Source organism: Paenibacillus sp. 2RAB27, from assembly GCF_052115445.1.
GTDB lineage: Bacteria > Bacillota > Bacilli > Paenibacillales > NBRC-103111 > Paenibacillus_E.
Window position 1 is genome coordinate 317,842 of record NZ_JBFRGR010000001.1, and the last position, 18,341, is coordinate 336,182.

Annotated in this window: 19 protein-coding genes and 1 other annotated feature (1 of these 20 running past the window's edge); of the genes, 2 read left to right on the forward strand and 17 right to left on the reverse strand. The window is 44.9% G+C overall.

Annotation, left to right across the window (positions count from 1 at the left end):
- Positions 1–32: a binding site (T-box leader), on the forward strand (it extends 201 nt beyond the left edge of the window).
- A gap of 71 nt (positions 33–103) precedes the next feature.
- A complete protein-coding gene (gene serA, locus AB4114_RS01500; protein ID WP_171628849.1) occupies positions 104–1,684 on the forward strand; it encodes a phosphoglycerate dehydrogenase in 1,581 nt (526 codons plus the stop codon).
- 120 nt (positions 1,685–1,804) lie between these two features.
- Here the strand turns inward: serA and AB4114_RS01505 are convergent, their stop codons facing one another.
- From AB4114_RS01505 to AB4114_RS01550, 10 genes are all read right to left on the reverse strand, one after another.
- On the reverse strand, positions 1,805–3,691 hold the full coding sequence (locus tag AB4114_RS01505) for an ATP-binding protein (protein WP_441986802.1): 1,887 nt from the start codon (positions 3,689–3,691) through the stop codon (positions 1,805–1,807).
- The gene (locus tag AB4114_RS01510) at positions 3,692–4,405 is read right to left on the reverse strand and encodes a response regulator transcription factor (RefSeq protein ID WP_057312096.1); all 714 of its coding nucleotides are present in this window, start codon (positions 4,403–4,405) and stop codon (positions 3,692–3,694) included.
- Positions 4,406–4,443: 38 nt separating this feature from the next.
- Positions 4,444–5,703 (reverse strand): cytochrome c biogenesis protein CcsA, encoded by a 1,260-nt coding sequence (ccsA, locus tag AB4114_RS01515; protein ID WP_441986803.1) that lies wholly within the window; start codon positions 5,701–5,703, stop codon positions 4,444–4,446.
- Positions 5,700–7,361: a cytochrome c biogenesis protein ResB gene (resB, locus tag AB4114_RS01520; RefSeq protein WP_441986804.1), complete on the reverse strand. Its 1,662-nt coding sequence runs from the start codon at positions 7,359–7,361 to the stop codon at positions 5,700–5,702. Before resB ends, ccsA begins: the two co-directional genes overlap by 4 nt.
- Before the next feature lie 42 nt (positions 7,362–7,403).
- Entirely contained in the window at positions 7,404–7,937 is a 534-nt protein-coding gene (locus AB4114_RS01525; protein WP_171628853.1) for a redoxin domain-containing protein, read from the reverse strand.
- Positions 7,938–8,020: 83 nt separating this feature from the next.
- Complete coding sequence (locus AB4114_RS01530) at positions 8,021–8,767, reverse strand: pseudouridine synthase (RefSeq protein ID WP_056614495.1); 747 nt, start codon at positions 8,765–8,767, stop codon at positions 8,021–8,023.
- A gap of 122 nt (positions 8,768–8,889) precedes the next feature.
- Positions 8,890–9,423 carry a spore maturation protein gene (locus AB4114_RS01535; RefSeq protein WP_171628854.1) on the reverse strand — a complete coding sequence of 178 codons (534 nt, stop codon included), beginning with the start codon at positions 9,421–9,423 and terminating at the stop codon, positions 8,890–8,892.
- A gap of 6 nt (positions 9,424–9,429) precedes the next feature.
- Entirely contained in the window at positions 9,430–10,029 is a 600-nt protein-coding gene (locus tag AB4114_RS01540) for a nucleoside recognition domain-containing protein (RefSeq protein WP_441986805.1), read from the reverse strand.
- 39 nt (positions 10,030–10,068) lie between these two features.
- Positions 10,069–11,262, reverse strand: a complete 1,194-nt coding sequence (locus AB4114_RS01545; protein WP_441986806.1) for a D-alanyl-D-alanine carboxypeptidase family protein — start codon at positions 11,260–11,262, stop codon at positions 10,069–10,071.
- 212 nt (positions 11,263–11,474) lie between these two features.
- Positions 11,475–12,233 carry an SDR family oxidoreductase gene (locus tag AB4114_RS01550; protein WP_441986807.1) on the reverse strand — a complete coding sequence of 253 codons (759 nt, stop codon included), beginning with the start codon at positions 12,231–12,233 and terminating at the stop codon, positions 11,475–11,477.
- A 187-nt stretch (positions 12,234–12,420) separates the two neighbouring features.
- Here AB4114_RS01550 and AB4114_RS01555 point away from each other — a divergent pair, with 187 nt between their 5' ends.
- Complete coding sequence (locus AB4114_RS01555) at positions 12,421–13,032, forward strand: TetR/AcrR family transcriptional regulator (protein ID WP_441986808.1); 612 nt, start codon at positions 12,421–12,423, stop codon at positions 13,030–13,032.
- Between the two features lie 52 nt (positions 13,033–13,084).
- Here the strand turns inward: AB4114_RS01555 and ytfJ are convergent, their stop codons facing one another.
- From ytfJ to AB4114_RS01590, 7 genes are all read right to left on the reverse strand, one after another.
- The gene (gene ytfJ, locus AB4114_RS01560) at positions 13,085–13,570 is read right to left on the reverse strand and encodes a GerW family sporulation protein (protein ID WP_441986809.1); all 486 of its coding nucleotides are present in this window, start codon (positions 13,568–13,570) and stop codon (positions 13,085–13,087) included.
- 128 nt (positions 13,571–13,698) lie between these two features.
- Positions 13,699–14,403 carry a DUF2953 domain-containing protein gene (locus AB4114_RS01565; protein WP_441986810.1) on the reverse strand — a complete coding sequence of 235 codons (705 nt, stop codon included), beginning with the start codon at positions 14,401–14,403 and terminating at the stop codon, positions 13,699–13,701.
- Positions 14,404–14,529: 126 nt separating this feature from the next.
- Complete coding sequence (gene scpB / locus AB4114_RS01570) at positions 14,530–15,135, reverse strand: SMC-Scp complex subunit ScpB (protein ID WP_056614519.1); 606 nt, start codon at positions 15,133–15,135, stop codon at positions 14,530–14,532.
- Entirely contained in the window at positions 15,119–15,910 is a 792-nt protein-coding gene (locus tag AB4114_RS01575) for a segregation and condensation protein A (RefSeq protein WP_441986811.1), read from the reverse strand. Before AB4114_RS01575 ends, scpB begins: the two co-directional genes overlap by 17 nt.
- A gap of 16 nt (positions 15,911–15,926) precedes the next feature.
- On the reverse strand, positions 15,927–16,568 hold the full coding sequence (locus AB4114_RS01580) for a site-2 protease family protein (RefSeq protein ID WP_441986812.1): 642 nt from the start codon (positions 16,566–16,568) through the stop codon (positions 15,927–15,929).
- On the reverse strand, positions 16,568–17,038 hold the full coding sequence (ribH, locus tag AB4114_RS01585) for a 6,7-dimethyl-8-ribityllumazine synthase (RefSeq protein WP_057312121.1): 471 nt from the start codon (positions 17,036–17,038) through the stop codon (positions 16,568–16,570). Before ribH ends, AB4114_RS01580 begins: the two co-directional genes overlap by 1 nt.
- 61 nt (positions 17,039–17,099) lie before the next feature.
- Entirely contained in the window at positions 17,100–18,329 is a 1,230-nt protein-coding gene (locus tag AB4114_RS01590) for a bifunctional 3,4-dihydroxy-2-butanone-4-phosphate synthase/GTP cyclohydrolase II (RefSeq protein WP_441986813.1), read from the reverse strand.
- Positions 18,330–18,341: the final 12 nt, after the last annotated feature.

Consider the following 18,341-nt stretch of genomic DNA (forward strand, 5'->3'; position numbering starts at 1 on the left):
TGGTACCACGAAAGCAATCTCTCGTCCCTTTGGCTACAGGCTAACTGTCTGTATCCGAGGGCTGGGAGTTTTTTTATGTTCAAATCTAAGGAGGAACCGAATTATGTACAAAGTTCTAGTATCCGATCCAATTAGTGACATGGGAATTCAAATGCTTTATGATGCAGCTGATGTTGAAGTGGTTAAGCAATCTGGTCTATCTGAAGACGAACTCATTGCTATCATTGGTGAGTACGATGCCCTCTTAGTTCGTAGCCAAACAAAAGTAACGGAGAAAATCATGAATGCCGGTACAAAGCTTAAAGTGATTGGCCGCGCAGGTGTTGGTGTCGACAATATTGATTTGGAAGCAGCAACAAAACGCGGGATTATCGTTATCAATGCACCTGACGGTAACACGATTGCTACTTGTGAGCTAACTTTCGCCATGATGATGGCAACAGCTCGTATGATTCCACAAGCGTACAAGAAAACAGTTGGCGGCGAATGGGATCGTAAATTTATTGGCGTTGAGCTTCGCAACAAAACACTAGGTATTCTCGGTATGGGACGTATCGGTAGTGAAGTTGCGAAACGCGCGAAAGTATTTGGCATGGAAGTTATCGGTTATGATCCATTCTTGACTGAAGAGCGTGCTGAGAAAATGGGTGTTAAACTCGGTTCTGTTAACGAAATTGCAGCGCAAGCAGATTTCATTACAGTTCATACGCCACTTACACCGGAAACGCGTCACTTGATCGCGAAACCACAATTTGAGTTAATGAAACCAGGCATTCGTATCATCAACTGTGCCCGCGGCGGTATTATTGATGAGCTAGCTTTGGTTGAAGCGATTGATCAAGGCATCGTTGCTGGTGCAGCTTTCGACGTATTCGAAGTCGAGCCGCCATCAAAAGACCACCCTTTCCTAACGAATCCGAAAGTGATCGTAACGCCTCATCTTGGCGCATCGACAATCGAAGCACAAGAAAACGTAGCCATCGACGTATCTGAGGAAGTTCTTCATATTCTTCGTAATGAACCATTTAAGAATGCTGTCAATATGCCTCCTGTACCTGCGGATGTATTAAACAAACTTCAACCATACTTCAGTCTTGGTGAAAAAATCGGTTCTGTCCTTGGACAAATCGCTCAAGGCGCTGTATCTGAAATCGTAATTAACTATGCCGGTGACTTAATGGATGTAGATACAAGTCCATTGACACGCTACATTGTAAAAGGGATTTTCCAAAATCAATTGGAATCCATCAACATCATTAACGCTATGCATCTGGCTAAATCTCGCGGTGTTAACATCGTCGTTCAAACGTCAAATGCATCAAATAGCTTCACTAACCTCGTTACAGTGACGGTTAAAACGAAACAAGAAGAAAAAACACTTGCTGGAACATTACTTGCTGGCTTTGGCGAGCGCATCGTGCGTATCGATCAGTATCCAGTTGACTTCGCTGCTGAGGGTAACTTGTTGTTAATTTCCCACAACGATAAACCAGGTATTATCGGACGCGTTGGTACACTTCTCGGAAGCAATCAAGTCAACATTGCGACTATGCAAGTTGGTCGTAAAGTAATTGGCGGTTCCGCAATCATGGTACTGACAATTGATAAAACTGCCCCTGCTGAAGTATTGGCTGAACTTACCAAACTAGATGAAATCGTTAATGTTCGCGCACTAACGCTATAAGCACAAATTGTTTCACGAACAACAAGATTTTATCTGAATATTCTACAAATAAAGGCGTTTGCTGAGTGTTAACTCAGCAAACGCCTTTTTCTTCGTGTCGAAATTCGCACAATTTTCTGTTTATTTGTGTTCGCAAGGCAAGCAGATCGTAAATGTACTGCCTTGCCCCCATGTACTTTGTACCGTTACAGTGCCATGATGAGAATCAATGATGTTCTTAACAATCGAGAGGCCAAGTCCAGTCCCCCCAGAAGATCCACGCGTACGCGCTTTGTCCGCCTTGTAGAAGCGCTCAAAGATGAACGGCAGATCCTCGGCAGGTATCCCCTGCCCCTCGTCGGCGATCTCGATCCGGATCGCGGGCCGATCCTTGGAGAGGCACGCCTCCGCCATCAAGGCGATACGCGCCCCTGCGGGCGTATGGCGGAACGCATTGTCGAGCAGGTTCGTCAGCACCTGCTCCAAGCGATCCTCATCCGCACGCTGCAGGATGAGCGGCTCTTCCGGCAGCGTCACGCTTAGCGCGATGCCGCGCTCTTTGGCCAGCACCGCGAATTTGCGGTGCATGCGCCTCACCAGGGAGTCGATTTCGACCTCCCTGAAGGAAAGCTCGAGATGGCCGGCTTCCATCCGCGCCAGATCGAGCAGGTCACGGACGAGGCGCCCCATGCGGAGCGACTCGTCGTGAATGACCTGCACCAGCTCCACGCGTTCCTCCGGCGTGGAGGGAATATCGTCCAGCAGGGCTTCACTGTAGCCCTGCAGCATCGAGATCGGCGTACGCAGCTCATGCGAGACGTTCGCCACGAAGTCCTTGCGCAGCTTATCGAGACGTTCCTCTTCCGTCACATCACGGAGAACGGCCACAGCGCCGCGCACTTGATCCCTGGAGTATAGTGGCGTCATCGCAACGGACCACACGCCATTTTGCACATGAAGCTTAGTAGCGGCCTCTGCTGACTCATCGACAACCGCTTCAAAGAGCGGAATCAACGGTACAGGGATTGGCATCGAGTTTGGATTGCTGAAGCTCATGAGGCCCCAATCACCGAGTGCAGTATCCGGTTTTGGGAAACGTCTTGGCTCTCCCTCATCATCAGACCACTCAATGGTACTCCACTCTTCTACGATTTTCTCCCCTTGCGGGTTGCTTAGCATTACAGAACCATTCACATCCAGGGTGATCACTGCATCGGTCATACTTCGTAGAATGCTCGATAAATGTTCTTTCTCCTGACTGAGGGCATGAATACTTTCCTGCACTTTTTCGCCCATGTGGTTAAACGTTTTGGCAAGTTCACCAATCTCATCTTTGGAAAGAATCGGGACACGCGTACCATATTCCCCATGTGTTATAAAATCTGCTGCTTTCTTCAATTGCTGGAGCGGTCTCGTAATTTGTGAGAACAAGAAGAAAGCGAAGAAGGTCGTCATGAGAAAACCAACAATGGACACATAAACAAACAATCTTAACATATACGATTGCGTGGCTTCTAACGACTGAAGGGATTGATACAACAATGTCGCCCCTACAATGCTCCCCTCCAAATTGAAAAGTGGAACTGCCACAACAAGGTATTCCGTCCCTGCCTCAAAGCGGCCTGTGCGCGAGCTATTTACTTGCTTATCGATTGTTTGGCCGGCAAACACAGGCTTCAGTTCTTCAGCCGTATAGAAATCAGAAACATGGAATTCGACTAACTGACTCCCACTGGTTCGCGGGATGGCCATTTCCTTCATATCCGTAGAAATCACAAGCATTCTTGAATCTTGAAAGCTAAGCAGCTCATTACTTAATTGATAGAATTGCTCGTTGTACATGTGTGTCGTTGCTTCTTCCGAAAACTTGAGTGCCACTTCTTTCATATTATCGCGCTGATCCGTTGCTTCCGCGAAATAATTTTCCATATAATTGACAAGAAAAAAGCCCAGTATGAGCAAGACAACCCCAACTAGGCCTATAATGGTTAACCACAGCTTACCTACGACACTTCTGAAAATAAACACTTATTTCGGCACCTCTAGCTTGTAGCCTACACCCCATACTGTCGTAATCATCGCTGCAGCATCCGGGGATACTTTGTTTAATTTCTCACGAAGTCGCTTTACATGCGTATCAACGGTCCGTAAATCACCGAAAAACTCGTAGTTCCAAACATCCTTGAGCAGCTCTTCACGAGAGAAAACTTTATCGGGCGAAACCGCCAAGTAATGCAGCAATTCATATTCCTTCGGCGTGAGAGCAACTTCCTGACCACCAGCTGTCACACGATGTGCGTCATGCTCAATAATCAAGTTCGGGAATACGATATTATTGCTTGAACTTGCATCTTTGGATAAATACGCAGTCGCTGAGGAGCGACGAAGGATCGCTTTCACACGGTAGATCACTTCACGCGGTGAGAACGGTTTGACGACATAGTCGTCCGCACCCACTTCAAATCCACTCACACGATTCGTCTCTTCACCTTTCGCTGTCAACATGATGACTGGTGTGGACTTCACTTGACGAAGGCGTGCACAGACTTCAATGCCGTCGATGCCAGGCAGCATCACATCAAGCAAGATCAGATCGAAGTCGGTTTCGGTAGCCATCCGCAAAGCGGATTCTCCGTCTTCCGCTTCTTCAATCAAATAACCTTCCTTCTCTAAATACATGCGGAGCAATCGGCGAATACGTTCTTCATCATCAACAACGAGTATACTTGGCTTCAATTCCATTTTAGCGTCACATCCCTTATTAATGTACGTACTTGTTTTTAAACACCTGCATAGGAATGCAGTCCTGCTATAACTAAGTTCACACCTACTAATGTAAACATAACGACGATAAATCCAATTACGGTTAACCACGCGGATTTCTTACCTTGCCAACCTTTTGAAAGGCGAAGATGAAGGAATACTGCATAGAATAACCAAGTTATCAATGCCCATACTTCCTTCGGATCCCATCCCCAGAACCGGCCCCATGCTTCCTGAGCCCAAATCATTGCGAAGATGAGCGCCCCCAGGGTAAAGATCGGATAGCCAATCGCAATTGCGCGATAACTGATTTCATCCAGATCTTCCGCATCCATTCCTTTCACGATCGGACCAATCGCTGCTCCCAATGGTTTACGAGCCACTAGGCGTGCTAGCCAATATAGAATGAGACCACCAAGGATGGACCAAATGACGGTGTTTAATTTACGACCTGCACTAGCCCCTTCCATCCAGGATGGCGCTGTAAATAAGGGTTCAGACATACCAAGGAATGACTTCATCTCTACGACGTTCATTTCATATGGCTGCACAATTGGAGGCAATACATAAGTTTCTGTCGTATGATTGGTTTCCTGTACACCTTGTGCATTCGTAACAATCGCATCTTTGGAGAATACAGCTTTGTAGCCTGATCCATTGAATGTAAAAATCGAGGCAATAAATGCAACGAGCATAAAAATAAAGAATAAGGTAAGCTCAACACCTCTTTGTTCCTTCTTATCAGTCTTCGTCGTCCCTGTATAGTCAACGGATCGAAGCAGATACATTAATCCACCGGCAAAACCAACGGCAAAGAAAGCTTCTCCGGTAGCCGCAGTTGTTACGTGAATCTTCAACCAGTAACTCTGCAACGCAGGAATCAATGGCTGTACTTCACTTGGAAAAACGGAAGCATAGGCAATGATGATAAAGCCAATCGGTAGTGCGAAGACGCCCAGTACCGGAGTCCGATAGATGAGATATACGATCAAGAAGGCACACATGATCATCATCCCTAAGAACGTCATAAATTCATACATATTGGAAGTAGGGATATGATCCCCTTCAGCCCATCGTGTGAAGAAGAATGTCACATGACAAGCAAAACCGACAACCGATGTAATAAAAGCAACGAACCCCCATTGCCTCGTGTGGTCTTCCGGTTTCCGGTTGCTCCACCTTTTACCCGTAATCGAAAGAACAAACAGGAAGAATGCGAGCAAATATACAAAAAAAGCGATGAGTAGAAAGGTACTGCTAACAGAGTTTACATTCACCCCTGGTTTCCTCCATTTGCTAATGTTTTCGGTAAAACGTCCAGATCATTCTTATTCAGCGCTGCGGCAACTTCATTGCGAAGTCCAAACCAGTTCTTGTTCGTATGGCCGCCGAGCGTCAACTTGCCCCCATCAATTCGAATCCAAATGCGTCGATGCTGCCAATAGAAGCCCATAATGACACCGATCATAAAGATCGCAGAGCCAACCCAGATGTATGGCATAGCTTTATCCACTCGAATGTTCAAGTATGTCGTATAATTGGCAAATTGAACGCCTTCCATGGAGCCAACCGCAATCTTCAGCTTCTGGCTAATCGCACCGTTAATGGTATCTTGCGAGAACGTTTCCTTATCGATTTGTCTTGGGAAATACAGATAAGGTTCCCCTTTTTCAGCTAGCCCCGGTCCCGTTATGCTAAAAATAAAAGCTGGTGCTTTCGGCTCATTCGATTTGGAAATCGGTTGACCCTTCTCTATGCCAAACTCAGGGAAGAAACCTTTCAGCGTAAGGGTATATGCACCTACTTGATAAGACTCTTTAGGATTATTCATAGGTAGATCAAAGCTACCATAAGTCTCACCCGTAGTTGGATTGCTTAGTGTAGGCTTCACCGAGATCAGCAGTGGTGTTGCTTTGTAATCAAACTGATACGCTTGCAGACCCTTGTAATCCAATGGATGATTCACAATGATATTGGCCTTGTGAACTTCCTCCAGAACGGGCGCTTCTGCCCCATCCCCGCAATTCGCGGTACAATGATACAAGACAGCTTGCGTTTCATACGTCTTCGGAACAATCTGACCTTTGGCTTTGATGCTTTCAGGAAGCTCTTGTTCATCATACAACGTGAGAGTAAATTTCTCATTCTTGATGTAATACGACGTATGCGGTATGGGCTTGGTTTCACCTTCAAGGATGCTCATGTATTGATCCATATGCCAGCCGGGTATCCCGCGCATAAGCACACCGATTAAGAAGATAATGAGTCCAATATGATTGATATAGGGCCCCCAGCGGCTAAAGCGATATTTCTCAGCAAGCAGTGCAGAGCCATCGGTATGTATACGGTAATTCTTTTTACGCAAAAGTGTGCCCAGCTTGTTCGTCCAAGCGATTTCATCCGTTCCCGCAGGCAAATCTGTCACAAATGTGACATTTTGCCTAGTCAGAAAATTGATATGTTTGCGAATTTGCTGCTTGGACAACGCCCTATAAAGGGGAAGAACACGATCCAAACTGCAAATGACAAGCGAAGTGCCAATCATGAAAAGCAACGTGATGAACCACCATGAGCTGAAGGTATGAGAAAAGCCAAGTGCATGATAAATATTCCCTAGTTGCCCATAGTTTTCGCTGTAATATTGAGATGGATCCATGTCTAGAAAGGTATTCTCTTGTGGAAATATCGTTCCAACAGCTGAAGCCAGCAATGTAATGAAAATGATCCATACGGCTATTTTCACTGAGGAGAAGAAATTCCAGACTTTATCGAGCAGAGAAGGATTTGATTTCTGAGAACGTCTGGCCATCCCATCATAGCGCATTTCCAGTATGTCTCTGCCATCGATATCGATCAGCGGATTCCCACAGGATTCACACAGCGTAGTCCCTGTGGGGTTCTGATGTCCGCAATCGCATTTGGTATTGTAGAACATGATGACCTCCTAAAAACGTTGAACATGCGTACGACTTATAAATTACGATTTAGTGACCAAGCTAGAAATCGTCTCATCAATAAATGACTCTTCCATTTGGCCAATTTTTTTCACAGCAATTTTGCCATCTGCCCCGATGAAAAAGGTTGTTGGATAGTCCATAACGCCATATAATTTACGAACAACTTCATTGGCATCCAGCAGTACTGGCATATTTAATTTGTATTGCTCCATGAAGCCCTGGACCGTTACTTTATTCTTGTCCACATTCACTTCTAAGAAAACAACACCTTGGCTCTTCCACTTATCGTATTGCTTCTGAAGATCAGGCATTTCTTCTTTACATGGTGGACAAAATGTACCCCAGAAATTCACGAGCACAACCTTCCCTTTGTAATCAGAGAGCTCGTGCGTTTGACCATCTAATCCAACCAAGGAGAAGTTAGTCGCTTTCTCCCCTTGCTGCGGGTACTTCTTGCTAGCTGAAGCAGACAAATTTGTAATAATCGTAAACACACCAATAATGAGCACGATTGCAAAGATCCCAATCTGTACCCACTTCTTATTACGACCCAATGTTAATCACCTTCGCTTTGTCGATAATGTTAGTTTTGGCATATCGATTTATACCCTTATTATAACGAAAAGAAGGCCAATTCTTATTGGCCTTTTTGAACGTTATGTGTCCTTAGCGCTTCGTTCCTAAGCTCTTCAACCTCTTTGGGCGTCAAGTGGCGATACTTCGCTCTTGCCAGGCCTGTTAAGAATATGGGACCGAATTTAATCCGCTTTAATTTGATTACGGGGAACGAAATCGCCTCAAACATCCGTCTAACTTGGCGGTTTCTTCCTTCATAGATCGTGATCTGAATGACAGACTCATTCTTCTCCATATTCACATCTGCGTACTCGACTTCAGCAGGCGCAGTCATACCATCTTCTAACTGTATGCCCATTTTGAGCTTATCTAATAACGTGCCGTGTGGCACACCTTTGACAGTTGCTTGGTATGTCTTCGGTACATGATGCTTCGGATGTGTAAGCAGATGTGCAAACTCTCCGTCATTCGTTAGAATGAGCAGGCCTTCCGTATCGTAATCCAGTCGACCGACCGGATATACACGCTCTCTGATCCCTGGCAAGAAATCAGTGACAACCTTACGTCCTTCGGGATCCGTTGCACTCGTTATAACACCTTTGGGCTTATTTAAAATGACATAGATCTTCTTCTGTTGACCTATCGCACGTCCATCAACCCTAATTTCATCTTCAGCTGTATTCACTTTCACACCCAGCGTCGTGACGACTTCACCGTTCACTTGCACGCGTCCCGCTGTAATGATTTCTTCACATTTCCGGCGGGATGCGATCCCAGCTTCGGCTAATACCTTTTGCAGTCTTTCCATTATCCGCTTTCACCTCAAGCTAATGATAACGGACTTAACCACAAATCTCAAGCGGCAACCCACAATAACTGACAGAAGGTGACAGAATGATGGCTATTCAGGTGCCAATGCGTGCCTGGCATTTATGAAAATACGACATAACAAATAACAAGAGAAGCGATAAAGCCAACAGCATCTGAAATTAATCCCACTTTGAGCGCATATCCAGCCTTTCGAATCCCTATCGCGCCAAAATAAACGGTTATCACATATAAAGTTGTATCCGTGCTCCCTTGTACCGTTGAAGCAATCCGCCCAATCATGGAATCCGGACCAAACTGCTCGATCAAATCCGTGGTAAAAGCTAAGGAACCCGCTCCTGTGATAGGCCTTAGAATGGCTAAAGGGAGCACTTCTGTAGGCACACCAATACTTTCGAAAAATGGCCGCATCCACCCTATCATCAAGTCCATCGCACCAGATGCACGAAATACGGAAATCGCGACCATCATCCCGACAAGGTGGGGAATAATTTTGATCGCCGTGTCGAAGCCATCTTTGGCACCCTCTACAAATGACTCATAGACAGGAACCTTGCGATAAGCAGCGTAAAGGGGAATGAACACAATCATGATTGGGATGGCCCATGCCGAAATAAGTGAAACGAGTGCGTACATGCCTGTTCATCCTTTCAGCGGAGGGATAGGTGAGCGCGATCTGCGATACCATCTATCAACGAATATGGCCACTGTTGTGGAGATGATCGTCGCAATGAGTGTAGTACCTACGATTTCTGCCGGATTCATCGAATTAAAATTCATTCTTATTGCGATAAGTGTTGTCGGGATTAAAGTGATACTTGATGTATTGAGCGCAAGCAGTGTGGACATGGCTGTACTTGCTTCATCTTTGTTAGGATTTAGCTTTTGAAGCTCCTGCATGGCTTTAATCCCCATCGGGGTGGCTGCATTACCTAAACCAAGGATATTAGCACTMATGTTCGACATGATATAACCAAGCGCGGGATGATTCTTTGGAACACTTGGAAAAAGGAAACGTACGACAGGCTGAAGAAGTCTTGCCAACTTGTGCAAAATACCTGCATCTTCCGCAATACGCATCATGCCCATCCAGAATACCAGTACACTAATTAATCCGAAGCATACGGTAACACCATTCTTCGCCCCATCAAATGCCGCTTGTGTAACGGATTCTACATCGCCATTGATAGCTGCGACGAGGAAACCAACAACGATAAAAAATAGCCATATCCAATTCACCATAGGTCAGCACTCCTTACAACTTGGCTTACGTCTTTGACATTAATCCGCCCATATGGAGCCGGATATATTAAATAGCCCCTGTACTAGCATTCTGCAGATATAGCTATACTTTGTCAGCAAAGTCTCTTTATATGGACTGCTCGATTGATAGGAGAATGTAGCTTTCTCCGGCACTTGCATCAACGGGTTTGCTGGATCATAGATAGGTATCGTTTGTATCAGATTATTGTTCAATGATATTCGCAGTGCACCGCGTTCAGCCAACCGATACTCCGTTGTCATAGGATCTACCAAGCTAACTTGGTGTGTTATACTGGCGTATTCACCTTCTGCGAGTGGGTACTTGAACGTTCGGCTTGCTACCCAAGGGGTACCTTCGATTGCATCGCCTTTCTTCACCAGTGTCTGCAGTGGGAAATTATTGAAGCCATATTGGAGCAGCTTCGCGTGATCCGCCCAATCATCACCATCATTCAAAGTCACAACGACCAGTTGCTGGCCGTTCCGTGTAGCCGAAGATACTAAGCAGCGCTTAGCGAGCTTGGTATAACCTGTTTTGACCCCATCTGCACCTTCGAACATGGAAAGCATTTTATTTTTGTTGAGCCAAGAATAATCCCATGCTTCATTTGGATTGGGTACTTTTTTGAGCTTTGTAGATACAATGTCAGCAAATACACTATTCTTGAGCGCATACGCGGTGAGCTTAGCCATATCATTCGGACTTGAGCGATGACCTTCACCTTCATCCAGCCCTGATGGATTCGTGAAATGAGAATGATCCATTCCCAGCATTTTCGCTTTCTCGTTCATCAGATAGACGAACCCTTCCACGCTTCCTCCGATATGCTCAGCGATCGCTGTCGCGGCGTCATTACCGGAGCGCATCATGAGACCATACAGCATGTCGTGGAGTCGCATTTCTTCTCCAAGCTTCAAGTAGATGGAAGAACCTTCTTTGCCAAAAGCATTCTTGCTGACTTTGACCATGCTGGTGAGGTTGCCTTGTTCAATTGCAATGATCGCTGTCATAATTTTGGTCAAGCTAGCTATACGCATAGGCGTGTCCCCTTTTTCGCTATAAAGCACACGTCCTGACTCCACATCAACAAGCGAAGCACCGACCGCATTCGTATGAATGCTTGGCGGCGCGGCTTCTACATAGGTCCATGGCGCAATTAACAATCCAATCAAGGCACAGCAAATGATGATGAACTGGCTTTTGGTTTTCATTGGTTGGGTTATCCTCCTACACGAGCGAACTTGTACACTTTTGATCGAATCCACTGATGAAACTTTGTACAAGTATATGCGAGTGGACGAGGGATATGTCCTGAAAACTACCCAAAACAAAAAGGCCGTCCAGAAGTAGAAAATCTACTTAAGGATCAGCCTTCAATAACGCAACTTGGCGTCTAGTCTTACCTATTCTATTTAATTAGCGATTAGTAGGCCGTCCAGCCCGCATCCGCTGTAACTACTGTCCCGTTAACAAAGCTCGCATCGTCGGAAGCCAAGAATAAAGCAACCTTCGCAATTTCCTCCGGCTCACCTGCTCGTGGATTTAACCCCATGCCAACCATTGCTCTTTCCATACCAAAAGGATTTGGTGCCGTAATCGTTGTTCCGATGTTTGTGCTTACACCGCCAGGAGCGATTGCATTACAACGAATACCAAGATTCGCGTATTGAAACCCAACGTTTTTCGTGAATCCAACTACCGCATGTTTAGATGCCGTATACGCTGCACCTGCTCTGGATCCATTTAGTCCGCCTGCGGACGCAATGTTTACGATGACTCCGCTTTTTCTCTCTGTAAAAATCGGAAGAACTTTCCGAGTTGTCCGCATGACACCTGTTGTGTTGATTGCGAAAACTCGTTCCCACAGCTCGTCCGTAAGGTCTCCTGCAGGGACAAAGTTATCCATAATACCAGCATTATTTATGAGAATATCAACGGTACCGTATTCTTCAACAGCCGTATCAATCATTTGTGCAACATCTTCTTCTTTCGCAACATTCGCCGCAACAGCAATTGCTGTACCACCTTTTGCTTCAATGCCAGCAACAACCGTTTGCGCCGCCTCAACCCGAAGATCTGAAACGATTACCTTTGCTCCTTCTGCTGCGAACAATTCTGCAATTGCTTTACCCATACCTGACGCTGCTCCTGTAACGATAGCCACTTTTCCAGAAAGCTTCATGTGTAATTCCTCCAAATGTCATGTATTTTCGTGCAAATCCCTCACTGAATTGTGCCTATAGAACTTCCTTCACTTGGAGTATAATAGAGTATCAGAAGTGTTACAATCAGTAAAAAACGCTTGTTTGTTAACTAACGTACATATGGATTGATTTTGTTCACTAACGCCAAAAAAGGAATGAACATGAATGTCAGAAATCACTAAAAAAACGGATCGCAGAATCGTTCGAAGTAAAATCGCTCTACGAGAATCCCTGCTGGCACTAATGTCACAAAAGCCCTTTGCTTCCATTTCGATTACTGAAATTGTAGAATTCGCTAACTATAATCGAGGGACATTCTATGCCAACTACGAAAGTAAAGAAGATTTGCTTGACGATATCATTTCCCAATTAACTGATCAATTACTTCAATCTTTCCGTGCACCATATGAACATGTTGAGGTATTTCGCATTCAAGAACTGCCTGCAAAATCAGTTATGATATTTGATCATTTCCATCAAAATTCCTCCATTTATACCACGCTAATGAAAAGTGAAGTACTTCCCAAACTGAAAGAAAAGATGTTTAATGCTTTAAAAAAAATCACACAAGAAGAATTATTCTACCCTGATCAAGACAACGAAATAGATCAAGAACTGCTGAGCATTTACTCTATTCATGCCTTGCTTGGCCTTATTTTTCATTGGATTGAAAGTGAATTCAAATATTCACCTTCTTACATGCAGGATCAACTAATCAAAATGATTAACTGGCGTCCCACTTCTGCTAAAACGGTCGTAAGAAACTCTCACGACTGAGGAACTCCATAAAAAAAGCTGTCCTCAAAGGACAGCTCATAATGACAAGAGGCTACACAATAAAATTCTGATTCTCGACGTTAGTGACATTGGTTGAAGCAGCTACTGGTGGCTTCGCTGACATACCTTTGATCATACTCTGAATCTTGTCCACGACCTGCGGCGCAGAATCGATAAGACGCTCCAGAATATGCGTTTGATTATCTAACGGTACGACCTTCACGCCATTCTTACCAACAACCAGGAAAGCAATTGGTGTAATGGATACCCCGCCGCCGCTACCACCACCGAAGGGGAGAGCAACTTTGGCATTGAGCGCGTCGCCTCTGCCCATTGACCCGCCTTCGATTTCAATTTCGGAGTCTGTCACAAACTCGCTACCGCCAGCTGCGAAACCAAATCCCACTTTGGAGATCGGCATAATGACACTACCGTCTGGCGTTTCAACCGGGTCACCGACAATTGTGTTTACGTCGACCATCTCTTTTATATTTTCCATGGCGACTTTCATGAGGCCTTGAATCGGGTGTTCGGACATCTTCATATTCCTCCTTAGCGTTTTTTCACCATACGTTTCTGGCATCCAAAGCTCAAGCATTCAGAGCTCATAAGAACTATCATGGTTCAGTTCTAGAATGCCCCTCCTAGCAAGGGGTTATGTAAAACTCACGAAGCAGGTTTGAATCTAGCTCTCGCCTTCAATGCGAACTGGATCCAAGTTCGAATGCCTCCTTTGATTCTAGCTGCACGGTATAACAACCGTATGCCAGCTGTGACAGCAAACCATACCCGGATTCGACCAGCAAAACGAAACTCCGTTGCAAACTGCTTTTCATTATATTGTGGTATCACATCTATGCGCGGCTTCGCAATTAACTTCACATAACGGACTGTAAAGCCAAGTAACGATGACTTGATTCCCCATACGGCTCCCGTCGTTATCGCCGTTTCCGGGGCATCACCAAGTCCTACGCGAGTAATCCACTTCAGCTCTGTGCACTCTACTTTAGCTAAGGTCATCTTCATCCAACCATATAAATTCAGCGTATGCACGAGGACATCTTTCGTTTCCTTGTAAAAGGCGATGACTTTATCCTTGGTAATATGTTCTCTCGTTTCATCCTTCAGCTTGGCGCTTTGTTGGGTCACTTTTTCTGACTTAATTAATATCCCTTGGGTGAATCCTTTGAACTGAATGATCGGAATGACATAACGGTATCGTACGAGCCCGAACAACCCTCGCATCTCCACGGTAAGCGTATCATTATCTTTTACCCGGGAGAAATAAAATTCACCGCGCATATAGCTGCATAGCACAACGATAATGGCAATGATGACAACCAAGACGGCCAACCCTACCCACAGCAACACTTACGCCTCCTTAGTCAAAATGAACGAAAAACTCCACACGCAAGATGAATTCTCGCAGGTGGAGTTAGTATGACCTCTAAAAGGAAATGAAATGCATGTATGGATAAGCTTTAACCTAACATGACCTTATTCGGAGTGCTCGTCACTCACATCGTCCAGGGTCAATTGTTTCTGATCCCCGCTTAAGCGATCGAATAGCATCCGAGTTTCTTCTTCCAAATCAAAACTACCTTGGAAATTAGCAGAGTCAGGTAATTCTTGGATCGAATTTAAACCGAAATACTCCAAGAATTGTTTGGACGTACCATATAAAATCGGTCTACCCACTGCATCTGCACGCCCGACCTCCGTAATCAAATCCTTACCCGTTAATGTAGCAAGTGCTCGATCACACTTCACGCCGCGGATCTCTTCGATCTCAACACGTGTAATAGGTTGTTTATAGGCAACGATGGATAACGTTTCAAGAGCAGCTTGCGAGAGCGAGGAACGTGATGGCGTATAAGCAAGCCTTTCAAAATACGGAGCATGCTCCGCCAAAGTAGTGAGCTGGTAGGCGCCAGCAACCTCTACAATTTGGACGCCGCGCCCTTTACGTTTGAAATCTGTTCGCATATCTTTCAGCAGATCTTTAATTACATAAGCATCAAGTTCCATCACTTCAGCAAGTTGCTTGAGATCTAGTCCTTCGTCGCCAGAGGCGAAGAGAAGTCCTTCAATAATCGATTTCATCTGTTGGAAGTTGAGTGTCAAGGTCAGTTCCCTCCTCTTTGGCTTGAATGACGATATCTTCAAAAAGCTGATTTTGGTAGCATGTGATTTTCTTCATTTTCATCAACTCAAGGATAGCGAGAAAGGTAACGACGATTTCTTCCCGCGTCATCTCATAATCGAACAGCTTGGAAAATAACAGCTTGCCACCTTTTATTTTAAGCAAATCAACAACTTCACGAATCCGATCCTTTACCGAAATCTCATCTCGTCTGATCCGTGCAACTACGTTTCGGTTCGCTAACTTACGCAAGGTACGCTGAAAAGCAATCAGTAAATCAGCAACATCTAACCCTTCCACCGGGTTCTCATGAAGATCCGGCAGATATGGTGTTAAATCCTCAGGTTCACGTGTGTAAACGAGGCTGCGCTCCACTTCTTTGTCACGAAGCATATCTGCAATCGATTTATATTTCCGATATTCAATTAGCTTAGCAACGAGCTCAGCGCGTGGGTCTAACGAATCATCCATATCATCAAAATATTCGTCAAATTCAATGACAGGCGGCTTAGGTAGAAGCATTTTGCTTTTGATGGAGAGCAGAGTAGCAGCCATAACGAGAAATTCACTCGTTATATCTAACTCCAGTTCCTGCATCGCTTGCACATACCCAAGGTATTGATCTGTAATTTCTTTGATCGGAATATTGTAAATGTCGAGTTCATTTTTATCAATCAGATGAAGCAATAGATCAAGGGGGCCTTCAAATGCTTCCAACTTATATGTAACCTTCATGTCGTTCTTCCCCTTGTCATAGTGAATAAAGATGCATGATTACCTGTACGGCGTATGGATAAATTCCGCTGAGCGCCCATTGTCCAATCGGGGTCACCATTAAAACGATTACAAGAATAAGTGCTTTGATCTGTTGTCTGTCCAGCCATCGCTGTTTCCGAGTCGAAACAAGCCCTCTCATTATATACCATCCATCAAGCGGATAGAGCGGCAACAAATGAATGAGTCCTATCATTAAGTTAACGATAACACAATATTGTAAATACACACGCCATTGTTCCACGACGAGCGATTCCGAAGCTGCCCCAAGAAGGGCAGGCAAGTAAAAATATAACCACCAAAAAAATAAAACGAGTACAAGATTCGCGAGAGGCCCAGCAAGATAAACAATGGTATGCGATAGTTTGCGATTCTTGGGAAAACGGTCCGAATCGACCGGCATTTTCTTCGACCAGCCATATGGCCCGAAGACGATCATCGCCAACCCCAAGACGTCAAGATGCGCCAAGGGGTTAAGCGAAAATCGTTTGCCATCACGAGCTGTTCGATCTCCTAGCAGCCAAGCGACTCCTGCATGCGCTGTATCATGTAGGGTCATAGCAATTAGGAAAGCAAACAGCCGCGGCAGCAGTGTTTCCAAGTGGTAATAAGCCAGCATTAGGAAGAGAATTGCTTCGTCAAGTTCGCCATTTCAATCGCAGTTACGGCAGCTTCCCAGCCTTTATTGCCTGCTTTCGTACCTGCGCGTTCAACTGCTTGCTCAATGGAATCTGTTGTTAATACACCGAAGATTGTAGGAATACCTGTTTTCAAGTTAATCGCCGAAACACCTTTGGCCACTTCGCTGCACACATAATCAAAATGCGGCGTTGAACCACGAATAACGGCACCTAAGGTAATGACAGCATCATACTTGCCGCTTTCGGCCATTTTTTGCGCGATAAGAGGCAGTTCAAATGCACCTGGAACCCACGCGATATCAATTTCACTTTCATCCACACCGTGACGCTTTAGCGCGTCTTGTGCACCGCCTAGCAGTTTGGAAGTAATAAATTCATTGAAACGTCCAACAACGATCCCGTATTTTAAATTTTGCGAAATTAAATGTCCTTCATAAATCGTAGCCATGGTAAGAATCTCCTTTTCTGTTGAAACGTATTTGTATGTGATTTAGATTACTATACAAAAATTAAATGCCCTTGCCTACATCGATAAAAGTAAGCATGTGGCCAAGCTTCTGTTGCTTGGTTTGCAAATAACTAAGGTTATCTTTCTTGCTCTCCATCTGAATCGGAACGCGCTCATCTACTTCAAGGCCATAGCCTTCTAAGCCTTTGATTTTACGCGGATTATTCGTCAACAAACGAAGTTTCGTGATGCCTAGATCTTTGAGAATTTGTGCACCAATGCCATAATCACGAAGATCTGGAGCAAATCCAAGCTTAATATTCGCTTCTACGGTGTCTAATCCCTGCTCTTGGAGGACATAGGCCTTCAATTTATTGATTAAGCCAATACCGCGACCTTCCTGTCGCATATATAATAATACACCATTGCCCTCTTCATCAATCTGTTTTAGTGCTGCATCGAGCTGCGGACCACAATCACAACGATGAGAGTGGAACACATCACCTGTCAAACACTCCGAATGGACGCGCACCAAAGTTGGTTTGGAAGGGTCAATGGTCCCTTTAACTAAAGCTACATGTTCCTTATCATCCAATTGATTCGTATAAGCAATCGCTTTGAATGTTCCAAAATCCGTTGGCAGATCCACTTCAACCTCGCGCTTCACCAACTTTTCTTGTTGATTGCGATACTGAATAAGGTCTTGGATCGTAATGATGCTAAGCTCATGCTTCGCTGCAATTTCCATCAGATCCGGCACTCTTGCCATGGTACCATCTTCTTTAATAACTTCACAAATAACGCCTGCCGGATACGAATCACAAAGAATAGCCAAGTCGATCGTTGCTTCTGTATGGCCTGCTCTGCGAAGTACACCGCCTTTTTTGGCAATCAAAGGGAAAATGTGACCTGGTCTGCGGAAATCCTGTGGTTTCGTGGACGGATCGATTAACCCTTGAATCGTTCTGGAACGCTCATGAGCTGAAATCCCTGTGCTTGTATCTGTATGATCAACAGAAACCGTGAAAGCTGTACCGTGATAATCGGTGTTGCGCGCTACCATTGGAGGCAGATCAAGTTCTTTGGCTCTGTCTTCGGTAATCGGTGTGCAGACGAGCCCACGACCTTCTTTAATCATGAAGTTGATCACTTCTGGTGTCGTTTTATCAGCAAGGGCGATAAAGTCACCTTCATTTTCCCGATCTTCATCATCTACGACAATAATTACTTTACCTAATTTTAGATCCGTAATAGCCTCTTCAATCGTATTGAACCGAATGGGTTGTGTCATATACACCTCTCC

Bases quoted from the DNA above. Each gene is read 5' to 3' on its own strand.
- serA (WP_171628849.1), top strand. From the start codon at position 104: ATGTACAAAGTTCTAGTATCCGATCCAATTAGTGACATGGGAATTCAA.
- AB4114_RS01510 (WP_057312096.1), bottom strand. From the start codon at position 4,405: ATGGAATTGAAGCCAAGTATACTCGTTGTTGATGATGAAGAACGTATT.
- resB (WP_441986804.1), bottom strand. From the start codon at position 7,361: ATGTTCTACAATACCAAATGCGATTGCGGACATCAGAACCCCACAGGG.
- AB4114_RS01530 (WP_056614495.1), bottom strand. From the start codon at position 8,767: ATGGAAAGACTGCAAAAGGTATTAGCCGAAGCTGGGATCGCATCCCGC.
- AB4114_RS01535 (WP_171628854.1), bottom strand. From the start codon at position 9,423: ATGTACGCACTCGTTTCACTTATTTCGGCATGGGCCATCCCAATCATG.
- AB4114_RS01545 (WP_441986806.1), bottom strand. From the start codon at position 11,262: ATGAAAACCAAAAGCCAGTTCATCATCATTTGCTGTGCCTTGATTGGA.
- AB4114_RS01550 (WP_441986807.1), bottom strand. From the start codon at position 12,233: ATGAAGCTTTCTGGAAAAGTGGCTATCGTTACAGGAGCAGCGTCAGGT.
- AB4114_RS01555 (WP_441986808.1), top strand. From the start codon at position 12,421: ATGTCAGAAATCACTAAAAAAACGGATCGCAGAATCGTTCGAAGTAAA.
- ytfJ (WP_441986809.1), bottom strand. From the start codon at position 13,570: ATGTCCGAACACCCGATTCAAGGCCTCATGAAAGTCGCCATGGAAAAT.
- scpB (WP_056614519.1), bottom strand. From the start codon at position 15,135: ATGAAATCGATTATTGAAGGACTTCTCTTCGCCTCTGGCGACGAAGGA.
- AB4114_RS01575 (WP_441986811.1), bottom strand. From the start codon at position 15,910: ATGAAGGTTACATATAAGTTGGAAGCATTTGAAGGCCCCCTTGATCTA.
- AB4114_RS01580 (WP_441986812.1), bottom strand. From the start codon at position 16,568: ATGCTGGCTTATTACCACTTGGAAACACTGCTGCCGCGGCTGTTTGCT.
- ribH (WP_057312121.1), bottom strand. From the start codon at position 17,038: ATGGCTACGATTTATGAAGGACATTTAATTTCGCAAAATTTAAAATAC.
- AB4114_RS01590 (WP_441986813.1), bottom strand. From the start codon at position 18,329: ATGACACAACCCATTCGGTTCAATACGATTGAAGAGGCTATTACGGAT.